At 67.5% G+C, this 14,366-nt stretch carries 12 protein-coding genes and 1 pseudogene; 3 read left to right on the forward strand and 10 right to left on the reverse strand.

Annotation, left to right across the window (positions count from 1 at the left end; translation table 11 throughout):
* Positions 1 to 24: 24 nt before the first annotated feature.
* The gene (locus tag NS6_RS11820; RefSeq protein ID WP_068040496.1) at positions 25 to 765 is read right to left on the reverse strand and encodes a FadR/GntR family transcriptional regulator; all 741 of its coding nucleotides are present in this window, start codon (positions 763 to 765) and stop codon (positions 25 to 27) included.
* A gap of 286 nt (positions 766 to 1,051) precedes the next feature.
* On the opposite strand from NS6_RS11820, the gene NS6_RS11825 reads away from it, so the two are divergent.
* The 3 genes from NS6_RS11825 (at position 1,052) to NS6_RS36450 (ending at position 2,006) form a co-directional block, all read left to right on the forward strand.
* A complete protein-coding gene (locus NS6_RS11825) occupies positions 1,052 to 1,297 on the forward strand; it encodes a CopG family transcriptional regulator (protein WP_068040497.1) in 246 nt (81 codons plus the stop codon).
* Positions 1,294 to 1,728 carry a type II toxin-antitoxin system VapC family toxin gene (locus tag NS6_RS11830; RefSeq protein WP_068040499.1) on the forward strand — a complete coding sequence of 145 codons (435 nt, stop codon included), beginning with the start codon at positions 1,294 to 1,296 and terminating at the stop codon, positions 1,726 to 1,728. The genes NS6_RS11825 and NS6_RS11830 overlap by 4 nt, the downstream gene beginning before the upstream one ends.
* Before the next feature lie 65 nt (positions 1,729 to 1,793).
* Positions 1,794 to 2,006, forward strand: coding sequence for an L-histidine N(alpha)-methyltransferase (locus NS6_RS36450; protein ID WP_210746846.1), 213 nt, complete (start codon positions 1,794 to 1,796; stop codon positions 2,004 to 2,006).
* A 7-nt stretch (positions 2,007 to 2,013) separates the two neighbouring features.
* Here the strand turns inward: NS6_RS36450 and NS6_RS11835 are convergent, their stop codons facing one another.
* From NS6_RS11835 to NS6_RS11875, 9 genes and pseudogenes are all read right to left on the reverse strand, one after another.
* On the reverse strand, positions 2,014 to 2,373 hold the full coding sequence (locus NS6_RS11835; protein ID WP_068040502.1) for an RNA polymerase sigma factor: 360 nt from the start codon (positions 2,371 to 2,373) through the stop codon (positions 2,014 to 2,016).
* Positions 2,336 to 2,680, reverse strand: a complete 345-nt coding sequence (locus tag NS6_RS11840; protein ID WP_068040504.1) for a hypothetical protein — start codon at positions 2,678 to 2,680, stop codon at positions 2,336 to 2,338. Before NS6_RS11840 ends, NS6_RS11835 begins: the two co-directional genes overlap by 38 nt.
* Positions 2,677 to 2,949 (reverse strand): hypothetical protein, encoded by a 273-nt coding sequence (locus NS6_RS11845; protein WP_174552583.1) that lies wholly within the window; start codon positions 2,947 to 2,949, stop codon positions 2,677 to 2,679. The genes NS6_RS11840 and NS6_RS11845 overlap by 4 nt, the downstream gene beginning before the upstream one ends.
* A gap of 623 nt (positions 2,950 to 3,572) precedes the next feature.
* Positions 3,573 to 4,199: an antibiotic biosynthesis monooxygenase gene (locus NS6_RS11850; RefSeq protein WP_068040505.1), complete on the reverse strand. Its 627-nt coding sequence runs from the start codon at positions 4,197 to 4,199 to the stop codon at positions 3,573 to 3,575.
* 283 nt (positions 4,200 to 4,482) lie between these two features.
* Positions 4,483 to 8,268: a DEAD/DEAH box helicase gene (locus NS6_RS11855; RefSeq protein WP_157112706.1), complete on the reverse strand. Its 3,786-nt coding sequence runs from the start codon at positions 8,266 to 8,268 to the stop codon at positions 4,483 to 4,485.
* 195 nt (positions 8,269 to 8,463) lie between these two features.
* A complete protein-coding gene (locus NS6_RS11860) occupies positions 8,464 to 9,309 on the reverse strand; it encodes a DMT family transporter (RefSeq protein WP_068040508.1) in 846 nt (281 codons plus the stop codon).
* A 133-nt stretch (positions 9,310 to 9,442) separates the two neighbouring features.
* Complete coding sequence (locus NS6_RS11865; RefSeq protein ID WP_068040510.1) at positions 9,443 to 9,625, reverse strand: hypothetical protein; 183 nt, start codon at positions 9,623 to 9,625, stop codon at positions 9,443 to 9,445.
* Positions 9,626 to 10,030: 405 nt separating this feature from the next.
* Complete coding sequence (locus tag NS6_RS11870; RefSeq protein WP_068040512.1) at positions 10,031 to 10,420, reverse strand: hypothetical protein; 390 nt, start codon at positions 10,418 to 10,420, stop codon at positions 10,031 to 10,033.
* Positions 10,421 to 10,573: 153 nt separating this feature from the next.
* Positions 10,574 to 14,366: pseudogene (locus NS6_RS11875) on the reverse strand (cation-translocating P-type ATPase); the annotation flags it as partial.

Genomic DNA, 14,366 nt, shown 5'->3' on the forward strand with positions numbered 1-14,366 from the left:
ACCGGCACCTGGCCGGAGCCACGACTACACCGAATCTGCGGCGGAGTGCGTGCGGTTCGTGCCCTCGATCCAGCGGCTCTGCAGCTTCGACAGATACCATTCGAGTTCGGCGGTCGCCGCGCCCGTATCACGTTTGCGCAGGGCCGCGAGCAGCCGATACCGGGACTCGATGATGTAGTCGTCGGCGGCCGGGCCCACCCGCAAGGTCAGGTCGTGGGTGAGTTCCATCAACGGCCGGTTCAGTATCGACAGGATGGGGTTGTGCGCCGCATCGGTGAGCTTCTGGTGGAACTCCAGGTGAACCATCATCTTGTCGCGCCAGCGGGTGGTGGCATCGATGGCGTCGGTGCGCTCCACCACCTCCTCGAGAGCATCGATTTCGGCTTCGGTGGCCCGCTCACAGACCTTCTGGATGATCAGGCTTTCGACCCCGATCCGCGCCTCGGTCAGATCGGACAGCGAGTACTGGGTGAGGGTCATCCCGTCCAGAATTCCGCGTGCGACGGCTCCCGAGGTGGAATCCGCGACGAAGGCGCCGCCCGTATGGCCCTTCTTGAGGGTGACCAGCCCGGAGATTTCCAGCATTCGCAGCGCTTCGCGTACCGTATTCCGGCTGACCCCGAGCTGCTCCGCGAATTCACGCTCGCTGGGCAACTTCTCACCTGGCCTCAGGTCTCCCGACTGAAGACGATCACGGACCTGCTCGATGATGTCATCGAACGCGCGCCGGGTCTTCGCCGGTTCGAACTTCAGCCGCGCATCCATCACGATCCTCCCTGTCGCGACTATCATGGGGAGTTGGTTCAACCATTGACTCCAGTGAGGTTCAGTTTAGAGGTTCCGTCGGCGAAGTGCACAATTCACCGCGTGCGGTGCGGTTGGCGGCGAGACGCTGTTCGGACTTGCCGATTCAATACTCGGCGCGCAGATCCTCCGCGATCGTGACCATTCTGACGGCCACGAGACGTTCTCGCTGTCCGTGCTGATCCGGGCCGGCCGGTCGTGATATCTGGCGCTCGCCCGAAGGTTATGGTGCGGGTACCATAACCTTATGGGTTTAAAAAAGACGACGGTCATGGTCGACGAGGCCGACCTCGAGTTGGTGAAGATGGCTGCAGCACGTGAAGGGCGGCCGGAGTCCGAGTATTTTCGCGAAGCTTTTCATCTGGCCGCGATACGCACTCGTCGATGGGACGAGGAGTGGGATATCCCCGTTCTCGACTACGGGCACGCGGTGTCGGCGGATGAAATCGATAGCACTGTGCGAGAAGCGATCACCGACACCGATGCTGGATGATCGTGATCGGCGACACCTCGGGTCTGGTCGCCGCTTTCAACTCCGCGGATCCCGAGCACGTTGGTGCGCGCGCAGCGCTGCAGCAGGCGGCGCTGACCATCGTCTCTCCGCTCGTGTTGCTCGAAGTCGAACACATCACCACCCGAAATCTCAATCGTAGAGCCGCATATGCGGTGAATGATTGGTTGTTGGCGCAGGAGCGCACCGGACGCATCGAAGTGCCCACGGTGTCGGCGGATTTGTTGCGGGTCGCACGCAGGGTGCAGGACAGATACTTGGCCTTGCGATTGGATCTCACAGACGCCACCAATGTTTCCTTGGCGGAACGATACGAGACCGTGGCGGTGTTGACACTCGACCGACGTGATTTCCGCGCAATCAGCCCGCTTACCGGTGATGCCGCGTTCCGCCTGTTGCCCGATGATCTCTAGCCCCGGCGAACAGGCGAGATACCCGCTGGATTCCGGGCATTGCGCCGCACCCCGAGCCGGCGATTCTGCGGGCCGGGCGTGGGCACCGGGTTGCCATCGACGGCTTCGGTACGACGGTCGAGCCGGCTGCGGGCTCCGTAATCCACATCGAGACGGTCGCGACGTTCGGGCACGAGAAGGTTGAATCCGCGTTCACCGCAGCCGGTCTCGAGATAGATCGGATGTGGACGGACTCACGTGGTGACTACGCGCTCGTACTCGTCCGGCCGCCGGGGTGAGTCGGAGTCAGCGCCGAGCATATGCCTCCCCGGTCGTGGTGAAGTAAGTTTCCAGGCGGGACCGGACGGTAGCGCGGGCGCGATGCAGGATCACGCGCTGGCTCACCGCGGTGATACCGAGCAGCGCACAGACCTCTCCGGAGGAGTAGTCTTCCGCGTCTCTGAGTGTCAGTACGATCCGGCTGCGGTCGGGTAGATCAGTCATTGCTGCCGCGAGGGCCGCGCGCATTTCGGCGACGGCCGCGACATCGTCTACCTGGTCGACGTCGGTCAGGGCGGGTAGCAGCGTGATTTCGAAACCTTGGGCGGTAAGCATGTCCCGGGTGAGCTCACCGGTTCGGTACGGGCAGGCCGAACCGGGCAGCATCGGCGTGTGCATTGGCCAGCCATTCGCCGAACGTACGCCCACGCTGTGGAACGATCTCGAAATCGACCAGATATCGCTCGATTTCGGCCGAGTCTTGGGCGTCGGCGAGCTCGCCTGTCCAGGCCACGACCGCGCGGCGTGCGCCGCTGGCGCGCACCGCGGTGAGAGTGTCGAGCAAGGCGGCGGCGGCCGGCTTCGCCGCGTCGACGGGTCGTAGCGGCGGTGTCAACCTGGTCTTCGCGAATCCTGCGATCGGTGCCTTCGCGACCACGAGCACTGTTGCCGCCACGATCTCCCGGCGGTTCATCGGACACTCCAGAAGTCGCGGGCAGCCCGCAGGGTACCCAGCAGCGACCCCGAGACCTTGGAGACACCGTGGCTTCTCGGACGGTAGGTGATATCGCGTTCGACGACCCGCCAACCCGCCGACGCGGCACGGGCCAGCAGGGCCAGCGGATAGCCCGATCGTGGGTGCAGCGGACCCAGCCGCGCCAGCTCTGCGCGCCGGACGACGCGCATGGCGGCCAGATCACGCAGCTCGAGACCGTAGCGGCAGCGCAACCAGCTCGCCAGCATCCAGTTGCTCAGCCTTGCGTGCCACGGCCAGGCGCCGGGTACCGGTCGGAACCACCCCACCCGGTATCGCCGAAGTCTTCGACGGAGACCCACCCGCGGTAGCCGGATACGGCGAGGAGACGGAGAACGGCGGGTGTATCGGCTACCCCCACCCAGCAGGATGGACTGATCGCCGTGGCAGTGACTGCGGGAATCCGGCCGCACTGCGGGTATCCGGCCGCCCTGGCAATTCGCACAGCCCGTCGAGCATGCACTTGCCGGCGCGGCCGCGGCGAAGGTGGATGCTGCACTCCTCTGCACGTCCAACCGGCGTGGCACGGCGCCGCGAAAGTGCCGCCGGTCGGGAATTCATTGCTGTCCATACCCCAAAGCCGGACCCCGGCTCGTGACGGTTCACAGTCGGTGATTGCCCGGAACTCGGCGGCATGAAGCCCAGCGCAATCGGGAAGCCCGCAGTACCTGCAGCGACCCGGCTACCACCACCGCCTGATTGTTGGGTGCTGAAACCCTGTAATCCCTCAGCCTCGATCGACCGCTGCCGCGGCGCGGTACCGGGAAGCGCCGCCGTCCTCGCCGGGGTGGCTATGCTCTGACCGAGCCGTTGGGCGCGGCGTCATCCGTCCTCAGACCAGCTCGGGGACGCGCAGATGGGCGAGCGCGATCTCGAAATCGCCGACTTCGAGCACATCGACACCAGCTCGGCGGGTGCCTTCGCGGCGCAGGGTCTCGAGCTGTTCGCGGTTTCGTTCGATCGCGTCGGAGCTGTCGAACGTCTCGCATGCGACGCCGCGTCCAGTTGCTCGGTCGATCAGCAGGCTCGTGCTGCAGAATCCCGGCATCTGTTCGAGTTGCGACGCCACCATGGACTTGTAGGTCTCGACCGCTGCGTCGAACCGGCCCAGATCCTGAGCCTCAGCCCAAGTGATCTGGGCGCACGCGCCCTCGCGTATGCGATGGTCGCGGTGCATGGCCCCGACCTCCCACTGCTCGACCTGCGCCGAATCGGCACCGAACAGCTGGACGGCGCGGTCACGGAGCGAATGCACCTGGTCGGCGCTCTCGCGCATCGCCCCCGCGGACTCCCACGATGTCGTCGCGATGCAGCGACTTGACGCCCGGTCGACCAGCAACGACATCCCGATACAGCCGGATATGGCCTCCAGGGCCGGCATCACCCGGTCGCGCATATGCGCGATCCCGGCGTCTATCGCGGAGGGCTTCGCTTGAATTGTTGTAGAACGTGCGTACACGACCCGCTCCCTCTGTGCTCAGGGCAGCGCCCCGGTGGCACCACCGATGCCCCCACGCTCCTCCAGCGCGACGGCCATAGCAATAGCTCGGAAGTAACCGATATCGGTCCCGCCGGAAGCGCCCCTGATGCGTCTGAGGGCCTCCCCGGCCGAGCGACGTCCGGCACGACAAGTCTCGATGGACCCCGCTCGACATCCTCATCACGCCCGGCGCGGAAAGTCTCAGGAAAACTCGGTCGACCGGCAAAGAAGGATGCACGTTCCGTGGGCAGCATTGATGTGGTCACGGCAACTGCTGGTCGATTCCTGTGGCTTCTACTTCTACTGTTGCGGTGGGGTTCCACCTTCGTAGTAGTCCGTCGTTGTGTCCGGCCAGTTCGGCGAAGTTTCTGAGTTTGGACCAGTTCTCGTAGTCGCCGATCACTATCAGGCAGCGGCGGGTGCGGGTGATAGCGACGTTCAGGAGGTTCGGAGTGGCGGAGGCCCAGGCGCGTGCGCGGCGCTGGTCGGTGGCGGAGCCGAGAACCATGATGACGATGTCGGCTTCTTTGCCCTGGGTGGTGTGGATAGTACCGCAGCGGGAAGGAGGGATTGTGAAGTTGTTTCTCCGGAGGTAGCGCGAGGTTTCGGTGATAACTTCGCGGAAGGGACTGACGATGAATATCGAGTCGGCGAGCCGGCGGCGGGCTTCGGCTTGCTTTTCGTGTGGATCCTGTGCCCAGGCGGGTAGCGCGTCGCGGTCGGTCGATTCTTCTCGGATGCCGGCCAGTTCGTCGATCATCGACTCGGATATCCGGGCATGGAGCTTTTCCAGCACCGATACCAGCTGTTTGCCCTCCTCCGGGTTCCATTTGCGACCGTCAGCAGGGGCCTGGACGTCGATCCAGAGGTTATTGCGGGCGAGCGGGAATTCGGTGCGGCCGTTGACGCCGTTGACCATCATTCCGTCGTAGGCGATGGCATTGCTGACTTCGAACATCAGTTGGTCGCAGCGGCGGTGCACCCGAAGAGGTGAACCGATCCAGACGTTTTCGAGTTCGTCGAGTCCGGGCAGCCAGGTTCCCACTGGCGTCGCCCGGTCTGCCAGGGACTGCGCCGAATTCGACTGCGGTGCCCAGTAGATATCGACATCGAAGTGGTTTGCCAGGAGTTTTTGACCGGGCATCGGGAGGGTCACCACCGGTTCGAGCTGTCGTGGGTCCCCGACGATCACAGCGCGGCGGCTACGCCACAGACCACCGACTGCGGCTTGTGGTGTGGCCTGGCCGGCTTCGTCGATTACCAGCCAGCCGATGCTTTCCCGGCCGAGTCCGGCGAACATGGTCGGCAATGAGGCGAAGGTTGTCGATACGGCCGGGACGACGAAGAACAGCATCTGCCAACCGGCAAGCAGTGTGCCTTCTGGAAGGTTGTCCGGGGAGTCTCCGCGGACGATGTCGGTAACGGCGCGCATGTTCCGCCAAACCAGATCGGGTTCGGCGAACAGAGTTGCCCGGTGCAGGTCGAGCGCGGCAAGGAGAACTTCTGAACGGGCGCGAGCGAACTCCGGGTCCATCCACGGTGCTGTCTGCTCTCGTGTCTCCATTGCGGAACGGTCTTCCGGCGGGGCTGTCCACTCCGGGCCGGGGACGTGGCCCGGACGGCGAAGACGTTCCTGTTCCAGCTCGACTGCCGCGTTTTGCAGCTCCATCACACGGGTTTGCGCCATGTCATCGGCTTCAGCGATTTTCGCCTGGCATTGCTGCAACCGGCGCTCGCAGTCCTGCACCTGCTGCCGAGCAATGGCTACTTGCTCCTCCGACAAAGTCGTCTGCTCAACAGCAGTATTCAGCGCGATCTCGCGTTCTTGTTGCTCCGAGCGCGTGGCCTGCACGCTCTCCCTCGATTGTGTCACTGCTTGCTGATACGCCGTGTGCTCGCGTTGCCACCGCTGGTCGGCGGCTCGCACGAAGAGCCGCTTCCACCAGGCGGGTCGTTCTTCGGCATGCTGGTGGCAGTGCTCTTCCAGCTGTGCGAGCTGCCTCCCGGCTCTGCGGGCCCTCACCTCCACGGCGGACAGTGCACCACGCCTGTCGGCAACTACTGCCAAGTTTTGAGAATGGGCATCATTGTGCGCTGCGAGCGAGCCCAGCAGTCCGTCTCGTCGGGTTTCGAGCTGCCCGCACTCACGCCGCCAGGCGGCCGCTCCCGCACGAAGATCGGTCAGTGTCGCGTCTGGGCCGGAGCACATCTGGTAGAGGCCGGCGACCGCCTCACGTTCGGTTCTGAGCCGTTCTACTTCGGCCACAGCGTCCCGGAATCGCTGCTTGGCGTCTCCCCAGGAGGGGGTCCCTCCGGCGGCCGAACCGTCGATGTACTCCCGCAGGGTGGGATGAAGCCCCTGTTCCTTGCCCCACCAGAAGAGATCGACGAAACCCGAGCGGTTGGCTCGCTTGCCCAGGCGTGCGGCAACCGCACCCCAGCACGGTTCGCCGGCGAGTAGGGTCGCTGCACCGGAGAGGTAATCGGCGTCCGGGAACGATTCGGTGTCGATCGATGTCTCGGTGGGCACTTCCAGCGTGATGTTCTCGACAGCACCGTTGTTCGAGGAGGCGATCACGATCTCGAAACCGGTCAGCTCCTCGATGAGCGGAACGATCCTGAGAGAATACTGCGGCTTCTCCGGATCCTGCCATTTCACTGCTTCCGAGCTGGGCCGGAAGGCCGATCGAGGGCCCGGAAGACCGGCGAGTACCTCCGCACGCTGGACGACGATCGCCGCGATCAGATCCCGGAGCAGGGTCGTCTTACCGGTTCCCGGGGGTCCGTTGACCGCGTACAGGCCACGAGCGTCCGGATCGGAGAGCTTGCGCATGATGTTGTTGATCGCGAACTGCTGGCTAGATACCAGCGGCTGATCAGGGCGGCCCGGCCAACGCCCGTTCGGGATGACGGCCGGGTGCAGGTCCTTCAGCACCCGCGCCGGATCCATCCGCACATCCAGCCGTCGAACGGATTCTACGGTTCCGTCGGAAGCCAAGTAGTCCTGTACGGCCTGCCCTGCGTTGCCGGACAGCAGTTCGCCGGCCACCCGGTTCAGGTCTTCGGCGTAGAAGCTGTTGATCAGCTCGTCGCCGGATACTTCGTCCGCATGACGCAGGGACACCGGATACGGCTTGATCCAGATGTCGTCCGGCTCCAACGTCTCGTCCACACCGAGCTGTTCGGACACCCACCGGGTGAGGGCGACCAGGTCTACGAGTTCGAGAGACTTTCTACCCAGCGCTTCCTGCGTTGATGCACCGGTATCTTCCGAGGTCGAAGATCCATCGCGCTCCTCAGGGTTCTGACCGATGCGGTCCCGACGGGCCTCCAGGGAGCCGACAGCATCACCGGCCACCGAACCCGCCATCGATTCCGCGATCGTGGCCGCGTTCTTGCCGAGATGTGATTCCACGGCAGACCCGATCAGACCGGGGATGGCGGTTATCCCGCCGGTTGCGGCATCGATCGCCACACGGGCGCCCAGGCCGGCGATCAAGCGGGCAGCCCGGCTACCCCGTGATTCGACGGAACCGGACGAGTCGATACGCACCCGCCCGTCACCGATATCGAACAGGACGTTCAGGATTCGCTTTTCCTCCTCCTCGAATCCATCGAGCCAGTTATCGGCATCCGGTCCCGGCGTGCCGATGGTCCGGCCGACAGCCCAGGCACACGATGACAGGGTCACGCTGTCCTTGAACAGCTTGCCGTTCTCGTCGAGGGTCAGACTCAGCAATGCTCCATCGCCCCGGACACGCCCGCCCAGATCGTGCTCCTGCTGATCGGGGGCCAATATCGATCCGAGCGCGGTACGCACCCGCTCCACTTCGAATATCCCGGCGTAGACGGTGTAACGCCACACCTTGTTCGTGCCCGGGGGCCGCTGCTGCCCGGCCCACGGCAGTTGCTGCCCGCGGAGGGCTTTCACCGTGTCCTTGCCATACCCGGGGCGCTCGATCCCGGACGGTGGGCTGAAGTACTCCACAGACCGCCAGTACTGGAGGATCCGAGCTTGCCGGCGAGTCTCCTCATTGCTGCGAACCATGACACCCACCCTGTCGTCGACGAAACCCGCCCGCTCCACCTTATTGGACGAGAAGCGTTGGGGGAGTGTCTTTTACCGTTCTCGTCTACGTGCTGAAGGGAAGGACGTTTGTCACCAGGGGCCGGCGGTCCAGTTCGCTCGCGACAACATCGCGGCCATCGTCGCCGCGGTAGTGGCGCAGCCGCCAGGTACTCGTCAGGTGGCGGCCTGGGAGCGGGACAGCGTGATCGTGGTGGCGCACATGACGACGACCGCGAGCGAGGTGATGACCAAGCCCACGGTGCCGGTGCGGAACCGCTCGTCCAGCACGGTGAGACCGAGGAACGCAGCCGCCAGGGGCTCGGCGATCATGACGGCCGGTAACGACGCGGGCAGCGGCCCGGCCTGATACGCGCGTTGCTGTAGGTAGACGCCGGTGACACCGGACGCGACCAGCGCCCAGGTCTGCCAGGCGCCGAGCACGTGGCCGACTCCGTGCTCGAACAGGCCGGTGACATAGGAGGTGAGGGCGGCGGCCAGGCCGTACAGCGAACCGCTCGCCGCGCCGAGCAACAGCGCGCGCCGTGCCGGATCCGCCGCTACGATCCCGCCTGCGGTCGCCGCCGCGATCAGCCCGAGCAGCACCGCCAGCGGCACGAGCCAATCACGCAGCGGCGCATCGGTATTGCCCTTGGTCGGGTCGCCGACGATCAGAAAGCAGGCCAGGGCCGCAGCCAGCGCGAGCGCAGTCGCCCAGGTGCCCGGCGGGACTCGGCGGTTGTTGAGCCGCGCAGATAGCGGCAGCGCGAACACCAGCGCGCTCACCAGGATCGGCTGCACCAGTAGCACGGCGCCCAGCGCCAGCGCCGCGACCTGCAGGGCGTATCCGCCGATGTCCCCGATGAGGCCCGCCCACCAGCGCGGGTTGCGCACCAGGGATCCGATCAGCGCCGCTTCTTCCGGCACCGCGGCGGCCGCCCGCTGCTGCGCGACCGCGGCGACCGCGAACAGCAGCGCGGCGAGCAGTGCGCACAGGACTGCGGCAGCCGTATGGTTCGACACCGATCAGTTTGTTCCGCGAGTGCCGTATCCAGGCGACTGCTGCGCCCGCACGGCGTGTCGTGGGAGCCGGGGAGCGTCCGGAGCACTCGGCTGCCGCGTCCGCCGGGTACGGGCCAGGTGACCCGAACCCGATTCAGTTGGCTGTCGCGACCGGGATCGCCATCAGCGCCCCGACAAGGCCGAGCAGTGCCCCTCCAACGAGGACGGCAATGAGGGTCGTCAAGGCCGGTACCTGCACCGACCGTCCGATGATCGGAGTGGGTGTGGTGAGGGGGTTCGGCAGCGTGGCGGTCGGTATTCGGGGCAGTGCAAGCATGTGACCGAAGGCCCGCCGAATGTTGCGGCGTGGTTGTCGGGCCCCGGGCTACCGGTCATCGCGTGGTCCTCGCCAGGCAGTTCCATTGCCAGTCGGCCTTTTCCGATCGTGCGGCTCGTCCACTGTCCCCGCCGATGGGCCCGGACCTTTCGTCGCGGCCGCGGTGGTGCCCGGATTCGGGGCGCAGCGCGGGACTCGGGCCGGGGGCCGGACGTAGTTGCCAGCGGATCGAGTCCTTACTCCGACGTCGGATGCGCCGGCCGACCCGGTGCCGGCGCAGAACTGCCGCAACCCCGGCCCGATAGGCCACTACCCCGCGGCGTCCACATGTAGCTCTCGCTGAAGCCACAGATCCACAAAAGGCTTGGCGCCGGGGGAGACCACGAGCGTCTCGCTCCGGCTGTGCTACGTCGCGGACGCGGTGGCGCCCACGGTCTCGGGCTCGGGGGCGGATTTGCGCAGGCGGCCGATGATCAACCCGGTCGCCGCGAGGGCCCCGGCGATAGGCCATTCGACCGCTCCCACCACGGCGAGCGCACCGATCCCACCGTAGTAGAGATAGCGGGTGGGCAGGGACAGCTCGACCGGCCCTGCTTTCATCATGATGCCCTTTTCAGGGATCGCGACTCTGGCGTCGAGGAAGGGCAGTGTCAGCGTGGCCGCGGGTGCGGTCTCGGTGGCGGCCGGTCGGCTGTCCGGTTTCTCCCGGGGAGCGGCGGTCTTGTCAGGGGCCGATTCGCCGGTGCCGGTGGCAGCGGTACGGCCGGTACTGTTCGCTTTGCTGGATGAAGGCATGGGACACGATCCTCTCGTCGTCGAGAACTAACGGTTCCGGGCCGCCTCCGCGGGCGACGGAGGGGCCTGACAGCGAGCGTGGACGTGATCGATGATGGCGCCCGCAGAGGTAGAAGGCAACGGTTCGACACGGGCGATCAGCTCCTCGGTGCGCCGGGTGAACCACGCCGGGGAGAGCACGACCAGCGCGGTGGCGGCGGTGACCGCCGTGAGCACACCGGCCCAGGCCACCGGACCCAGCGGCGTGCACCCGAAGAACTGGCTGATGCCGGGTATCTCGACGACGGCCACGAGCACCGCCGCACTTCCGACCGCGGTGGCCACCACGAGCGGATCGTCGTGCCGCAGCAGTAGTGTCTGAGCGAGCTGGGCACCGACCAGAGCCGTCAACCCCATGGTCGCGGAGCGGCGCCGGGTACCCGGCGTCCAGCGGCCGATCGCCCACGCCATGGTCGCCGCGGCGGCGGTGGCCGCACCACGACGGACTATCGCCTCGACCAGTGGACGGCCCAGCGAAGGAGCCGGTGCGGACAGGACCGAATCCGGATGTCCCGTACCGGTCGCGGTCGGTGCCACCGTGGCCGAGGGGCTCGGCGGTGACACGGCGATGGCGAGCGCCGGGAACATATCCGTGAGGAGGTTGACCAGCAGGAGCTGGCGGGTGCTCACCGGGGCGCCGCCGCGGCCGAGGGCGGTACCGAGGATGGTGAAGACCACTTCGCCCGCATTGCCCCCGAGTAACAGGGTCAGGGCATCACGGATACTGATCCACATATTGCGGCCCTCGACGAGAGCGTCGAGCAGTGCGGTGAGGTTGTCGCCGGTCAGGACCAGATCGGCGGCTTCGCGGGCGGGTGAGGAACCACGTCCTGTCACCCCGATACCGGCATCGGCCATCCGGATCGCCGCGGCGTCGTTGGCGCCGTCGCCGACCATGGCGACCACTCGCCCGCACTGCTGCAGGGCCGTGATCACCTGTACTTTCTGTTCCGGGCCGACCCGCGCGAAAACCTGTGCCGAGGCCGCCAGTTCGGCACGGTCGTTTTCGTCGAGGACTGCCAGTTCGGCACCGGTGACGACCCGGGTGTCGGCCGGGAAACCGAGTTGGCGCGCGATGGCGCGGGCGGTGACCGGGTGATCCCCGGTGATCAATGCGACGGCGCAGTGGGCGTCGGCCAGCTGCTGTAGCAGAGGGCGCGCCGAATCGCGGACGGTATCGGCGAGACCGACGTACCCGGTGATGGTCAGTTCGGTCGCCAGTTCTTCGATCCGGTCCTGATCGAAACGTGCCCCTTTCTCCACCGAGCCGAGTTCGCACTGGGCGACGGCGAGCACCCGCAGACCCCGATCCGCCAGATCATGGACGAGAGCGTCCGCCGCGGTCCGGCCGCCGGATCCGCTGTCGAACCGGCAGCGCGGCACGATCACCTCCGGGGCACCCTTGAGCACCAACCGTGCCGGGGTGCCGGGCCCACCGTTGCCGTCGGCGATGACCGCGGCCGCGTAGCCGCGGCAGGATTCGAAGGGCAGCTCGGCGATCACGATCGGCTCGGGACCACTACCCGGCTCGTGGGCGGCCGCGGTGAGGACGGCCTCGTCCGTGGCATGCGTGTGTCCCTCACCCGTGTGCGGGCGGGGGCACGCCCACCCGGCGGCCCGCACCACCGCGGCAGCCTGCGGGTCGGTGATCGCCGGATAGTTGCCCCCCGGTGGGAAATCCGGTGGCACCGCCGTCACAACGGCGAGCCGGTTCAGGGTCAATGTGCCCGTCTTGTCGAAGCAGACGGTGTCGACGCGGCCGATGGCCTCGAGCGCCCGGGGCGCCCGGACCAGTACCCCCAGTTTCGACAGTCGGCGGGCGGCAGCCAGCTGGGCCATGGTCGCTACCAGCGGTAGTCCTTCCGGAACCGCTGCCACGGCGATGGCCACCCCGTCGGCCACCGCCCCGCGTAGCGGTCCCCGGCGGATCAGCGACAAACCGGTGACCACCGCGCCGCCGGCCAGCGTGAGCGGCAGCACCCGGCCGGTGAGGTCGCGCAGCCTGCCCTGGACCCCGGTGGCGGGTGCCACGCCGGACACCGTGGAGATTGCGCGATTGGCGACCGTGGCCGGGCCGGTGGCCACGACGATCGCCCGGGCCCGCCCGGCGACTACCGTGCTGCCCTGGAACAGCATGCTGGCGCGTTCGGCGGCGGCACCGGCCACCGGCTCGACGTGTTTGAGCACCGGTACCGACTCTCCGGTCATCGACGACTCGTCGACCTCGAGATCCTCGGCGACCAGCAGCCGGGCATCGGCCGGTACCACCTCCGGCGCCCGCAGTTCGAGGACGTCACCGGGCCGCAACCGGATCGCGGAGACGGCCGTGAACCGGCCCGAGGTCCGGGCCGCTTCCAGCCGGTTCGCGGTGGCTGCTTTCGGCACGACGACCCGGCGGACAGTCTGTTCCTGTTCGGCGAACAGGGCCGCCGCGGCGGCCTCGGCGCGCAGCCGCTGGATACCGCTGACCAATGCGTTGACGCTCATCACGCCCGCTACCAGCAGCGCATCGACATTGCTGCCCAGGATCGCGGCGGCCGCGGCGCCGATGGCGAGAACGGGTGTGAGCGGATCGCTCAGTTCCCGGCGGGCCGCCCCGGCCAGCCGCCCCAGTAGTGCCGTGGGTGCACGCAGTCGTTCGGCCACCACGTTGTGCGACAAGGCGGCGGTCCGGCGGCGCCGGTTCGGTGCGGGGTTCGAAGTCGGTGACCGCCGGCCACGAAGGACTCGTGCGTACACGATCGCGGGGTCGAGGGCGTGCCAGGCGGTGAGCGGTTGCGGTGGAGGGGCCGGTGATCGCACCACTCGTTGCGCGGCCAGCCCGCACAGGATCCAGGCGGCGGCGCCCGCGGCGTCGACCGGAGCGAGCCACCGGCCCAGCCCTGGCCGGCCGCGCCGCCCGGTTTCCCCGGTGACCACGAGCAGGCCCGCCAGGGTGCTGCCCGCCTTGGCCAGCCGTACCGCGGTGTCGATCGCCGGGCCCGCGGCCACGACGGCCGCGAGCACCCGGACGGCGTCGGCCAGGTCGGTGCCGGTGACGAGGTCGGCGGTCCACGGTGCCGCGGCCGCAGGATCGTCGACGGCGACGCCGATATCGGCGAGCGCCAGGGCGGCCAGGGTATCCACCGCGTCGGCGTCCGGATGCAACGACGAGATCAGCAGTACGGGGCCGCGGTCGGCCCGCAATTCCCGGACCAGGTCGAGCAGGCCGGTACTCGGATCGTGGGCGGTGGTGACGGTGGCGCCGAGTTCCTCGGTACCGGCCACATTGCGCAGCACCACCCGCGCACCGGTACGCCGGGCGGTCTCGATGAGCGGAACGGCGCAGGGGTCGAGCTCCCACCCGATAGTCACGGTGGCGACCACCGCGCCGTCCGCGAGCAGGTCGGCCCGGTCGGTCCCGGGCACCGGCGACGGCGGAGGTTCGTGCCACCGCAGCGCGGCACTGTCCAAACCGATCTCGGATGCGGACGCGGGGATGCGCTCACCGTGCAGCAGGGCATCGGCAATCTCGAAGACCCGTCCCCGCTGCCATCCCGGCGCCGAGACCTCGACCTCGAGTACTGCCCGGGTATCGCCACGCAGGGCCGCGCCGTCGATGACGACCACCCGGACCCGGTCGAGCCGGCGCAGCACCCCCGGGTCCAGTACGAGTGAGCCCGCCTTCGCCAATCCCCGGCCGAGGACGAGTGCGTAGCCCTGCCGGCCCATATGCGCCGCCTTCGGTATGCCGGCCAGCAGCGTATCGGCGATATCGTCGGCGGTGCCGCCGCCGAGCAGCGTGCCCGCGGCCGCCATGAGCGACCCGTTTGCGGCTTGTTCGGCGTACTCGTCGACCGGGCCGGCCGCCGCGGTGGTGCCCGCATCCGCGGACGCGGGGTGGCGTTCGGCGCCGGCCTGCGCCGCC

It is taken from the genome of Nocardia speluncae NBRC 108251 (assembly GCF_001613245.1).
GTDB lineage: Bacteria > Actinomycetota > Actinomycetes > Mycobacteriales > Mycobacteriaceae > Nocardia > Nocardia speluncae.

Coding starts and splice junctions, on each gene's coding strand:
- NS6_RS11820 (WP_068040496.1), bottom strand. CDS start 765: ATGGATGCGCGGCTGAAGTTCGAACCGGCGAAGACCCGGCGCGCGTTC.
- NS6_RS11825 (WP_068040497.1), top strand. CDS start 1,052: ATGGGTTTAAAAAAGACGACGGTCATGGTCGACGAGGCCGACCTCGAG.
- NS6_RS11830 (WP_068040499.1), top strand. CDS start 1,294: ATGATCGTGATCGGCGACACCTCGGGTCTGGTCGCCGCTTTCAACTCC.
- NS6_RS11835 (WP_068040502.1), bottom strand. CDS start 2,373: ATGCTGCCCGGTTCGGCCTGCCCGTACCGAACCGGTGAGCTCACCCGG.
- NS6_RS11840 (WP_068040504.1), bottom strand. CDS start 2,680: ATGAACCGCCGGGAGATCGTGGCGGCAACAGTGCTCGTGGTCGCGAAG.
- NS6_RS11845 (WP_174552583.1), bottom strand. CDS start 2,949: ATGCTGGCGAGCTGGTTGCGCTGCCGCTACGGTCTCGAGCTGCGTGAT.
- NS6_RS11855 (WP_157112706.1), bottom strand. CDS start 8,268: ATGGTTCGCAGCAATGAGGAGACTCGCCGGCAAGCTCGGATCCTCCAG.
- NS6_RS11865 (WP_068040510.1), bottom strand. CDS start 9,625: ATGCTTGCACTGCCCCGAATACCGACCGCCACGCTGCCGAACCCCCTC.
- NS6_RS11870 (WP_068040512.1), bottom strand. CDS start 10,420: ATGCCTTCATCCAGCAAAGCGAACAGTACCGGCCGTACCGCTGCCACC.